The sequence below is a fragment of the Methanobrevibacter sp. genome (assembly GCF_045577275.1).
Lineage (GTDB): Archaea > Methanobacteriota > Methanobacteria > Methanobacteriales > Methanobacteriaceae > Methanobrevibacter.
The window spans coordinates 1-3,460 of record NZ_JAZNIB010000126.1; the positions used below are offsets into that span (position 1 = coordinate 1).

A 3,460-nucleotide genomic window follows, 5' to 3' on the forward strand; every position below is an offset into this window, starting at 1 on the left:
TCAAACAATGCTGATGATAAGGAAATAATAAAAGAATTAAGGGCCATTACAAAGGAAAAGGATAGTTGGAAGGAAAATATAGGTTCTGTTGCCCTTAAACTAAATGATGATTATTCTAATGCCGTAAAAGCAAAGGCATTATGGATTCTAGGAGAAATGGGTTTGAAATATCCTGAAGAAATAGAACCACATATCAATGATATTGCAGCTTACCTTGAAGAGGATGATTCCAAATTGAGAGAAAGATCAGCTAATGCAATTGGAAGAATAGGAAGAGCAGATAAAGATTTGATAATAGATTATATGGACACATTGATGAAACTGAAAGATGATAAGACAGAAAATGTTAGACATGCATTTATCTGGGCTTGTGAAAACATTGCTGTAAACACTCCAGATCTGTTTTGTGAAAAGCTTGACATATTTTATGAAATGATTTCAGATTCTGGAACTAAGGTTAGGATAGAAGCTCCAGAAATGTTTAGGGTTGTTGGGAGAAGAAAACCAGAATGTGTGAAAGCTTACTTGGAGAAACTGGAATATTTTGCAGAAAATGATGGAAACCCTACTGTTCGCATACATAGTGCTGGTGCAGTTAGAATAACAAGAAAAGCATTGAAAGATAGTGAAGAATCTAAATAGCTATGCAAATACCCTACTGCAAATGACTTGATAAAAATCCAAAATATATATTAATGTATATGTAAAGAAATTATAATATGAGCACTGAACCTTTTATGGAAACCAGCAGGCTTGAGGCCTTTTATGATGCAATCATTGCAATTATAGTTACTGTGCTGGTTTTAGAACTGCCACAGCCTGCAGCTCCAACCCTTGCAGCCATTTGGGCATTGAGAACATCTTATTTTGCATATTTAATCAGTTTTTTAGTGTGTGCCAACCTATGGCAATACCACCACATTATATATAATCATGTTGAAAAGATCAACACTAGAATCATTTGGTTAAATATTCTTTTAATGCTAATATTCTCATTGATTCCATATTTGACAACTTTTGTAGCAAATAATCCAAATTCATTTATTCCACAGGCATTATATGGATTGGACTTCATTATTGTAGATATCATCCTGTATATAATGGCAAAGTCTTTGCTAAAGATCAATGAGGAAAACAAGGATAACATAATAGATGCATTCAGTATTCGGGATGCTTTATACATTCCTTTAGCAATATTCATATTAGGTTTTATAATAGCCATATTAGGTTATCCGATTGCAATCAGCATTTGCTGTTTAATAACCATCTTAAGGTCAATAGTAAGTTCCTTAAGAGCATAAAACAGTTTTAAAAAACTAAATAAAACCATCATACACCTTATTTTTTTACACCAAATTTTTTAAAAAACACTTTTAAAAAATTTAATATATTATTAAAACATATTAATATTACTTAAAATTTAATTGTTTTTTTCTTATTTTTTTAAAAATTTTATAACCAAATATTTTGGCAATTGCATCTAATCGACTTGAATGGAGGTGTTAGGATAGAAACTAATAATATAAGATATTTTTACAGAAATATTGTAAAGTCCGGTAAGAAATATCGTATTAAATATAATAACAAGGATTACGGCGAATTCAGTAAACTATCCGATGCACTCTATGAAAGGGATTGCTTATTTTACTGCAAGTTTGATTACGATCTGCTTGTGGAATGTGATTTGCCTAATAAATATGAAGATATGGAACTTCCTCCATTTCCAGAAAGTCGTCCAAGAGGACGTATTGAAGGAAACCTGAAATTCAAAAAAGATCTGGAAGGAGAAATCGTATTCAACCATAAGGAACGTAAGTTCTGTGTAATAAGAGGCGAAGAAAATTACGGCCAATATGACAGCATGGTTGAAGCTTATTTTGTAAAAAAGACACTTATGGAACATGATTGGGATAGGGCTTGCCTAATTCAAAACAGAAAAATCAGAGAAGACATTTTCCTTAATCAGAAAGTCAAGCCAGCTAAACCTCAACTTCCTAAATACTGTCCACAATGTGGTAATAGGGTTAAGGAAGAAGATACAATATGCAAAATCTGCGGTATAAACTTACATGGAAAATAAGAATTGTTTATAAAATAATTTTAAAAAAAGTTTAAAATAAAAATAAAAGAAGAAATAGTTGGAAACTCCCAACTAGTAAAAAGATTTTGGTCAAGGTTTTATAGCCGAAGGCTAAAAAGCTTGGCAGAAGGCTATAAAAGCTTGTCTTTAATTGCATTATAACCATTTTCAATAGCTTTTAAATTCATTTCATGGAATTTAGGAGCTAAATTATTTTTCATTGCAGTTTCAACGGTTTCCTTTGCAAGTGGGAAATCATCATTTGCAACACATGCACCTAAAAGCACCATATTCAAAGATAAGATACTTCCAGCTTCTATTGCAAGCCCGTTTCCTTCAATTGGGAAAACTGAATCAAAATTGTCATTAAGATTCTTTACAATGTCATCAATTTCAGGATAGGTCTCTCCAGTTTGAGTCAATGTTGAAGGCACAATAGGGAAAGTATTAAAGATTAAGGTAGTGTCCTTGTTTGCCTTGTTCAATCCTCTTAAGACTTCAATAGGTTCAAAAGCAAGAATCAAGTCTGCCTTGGATTCCTCTACAATTGATGATTTGAAATTACCTATCTTAAGTTCAGTTGACACAGATCCTCCCCTTTGGCTCATACCGTGAATCTCACTCATTACAACATCATAACCTTCAAGCATTGCAGCTTCACCAATGATTACAGATGTTTTGATAATTCCCTGACCACCTACACCAGAAATGTAAATACTGTAATTCTTATTATCATTACTTGCCATCTTAATCACCTTTCTTTACTCCAATAGCTTTGTTCGGACAGACTTGTATACAAACAGTACATGATTTACATAATGCTTCATCAACAACTACCTTATCATTCAGATAAGAGATAGCAGGACATGCAAGAGTCTTTACACAAGTAAGGCATTTTACACAATTGTCCTTAATGACCATAGGTGCCTTTTTCTTTTGTCCCTTGATCAATGTACATGGGTATCTTGCAATTACAACAGCAACACCTTCATATTCAAGCGCTTCCTTGTAAATGTCAACAGTCTTTTTGATGTTGTGAGGATTTACAATCTTCATGAATTTTACTCCAATAGCTTCCACAATATCTTCAATGGAAACAGCAGGAGCTTCATCTCCCATTCCATCAACTGGAATACCTGGGTTTGGCTGACCACCAGTCATTGCTGTGATTCTGTTATCTAAAATTGTAAGCACGAACTTGTTCTTGTTGTGAACTGCATTTACAAGTGGAGACAATCCACTGTGGAAAAATGTTGAATCTCCAATGAAGCTCATTACATGCTGATTGGTTGCAATTGAGAATCCGCAACCGTCACCAACAGATGAACCCATAGCAAGAAGATAGTCTGCAGTTTCATAAGGAGGGGAGATTCCTAAAGT

The 3,460-nt window shown here is 33.5% G+C and carries 5 protein-coding genes; 3 read left to right on the plus strand and 2 right to left on the minus strand.

The genetic code is table 11. From position 1 onward, the window contains the following. The 3 genes from ACKI67_RS04000 to ACKI67_RS04010 form a co-directional block, all read left to right on the plus strand. A partial coding sequence (locus ACKI67_RS04000) for a HEAT repeat domain-containing protein (protein WP_407462098.1) occupies window positions 1-642 on the plus strand: 642 nt, incomplete at its 5' end. A gap of 77 nt (window positions 643-719) precedes the next feature. Continuing rightward, entirely contained in the window at window positions 720-1,301 is a 582-nt protein-coding gene (locus tag ACKI67_RS04005; RefSeq protein ID WP_407462099.1) for a TMEM175 family protein, read from the plus strand. Window positions 1,302-1,489: 188 nt separating this feature from the next. Further along, on the plus strand, window positions 1,490-2,080 hold the full coding sequence (locus ACKI67_RS04010; protein ID WP_407462100.1) for a zinc ribbon domain-containing protein: 591 nt from the start codon (window positions 1,490-1,492) through the stop codon (window positions 2,078-2,080). A gap of 131 nt (window positions 2,081-2,211) precedes the next feature. On the opposite strand, the gene ACKI67_RS04015 is transcribed toward ACKI67_RS04010, so the two are convergent. Beyond that, window positions 2,212-2,826 (minus strand): indolepyruvate oxidoreductase subunit beta, encoded by a 615-nt coding sequence (locus ACKI67_RS04015; RefSeq protein ID WP_407462101.1) that lies wholly within the window; start codon window positions 2,824-2,826, stop codon window positions 2,212-2,214. Window position 2,827: 1 nt separating this feature from the next. Continuing rightward, window positions 2,828-3,460, minus strand: a 633-nt coding sequence (locus ACKI67_RS04020; RefSeq protein WP_407462102.1) for a thiamine pyrophosphate-dependent enzyme, incomplete at its 5' end; no start/stop codon positions are given.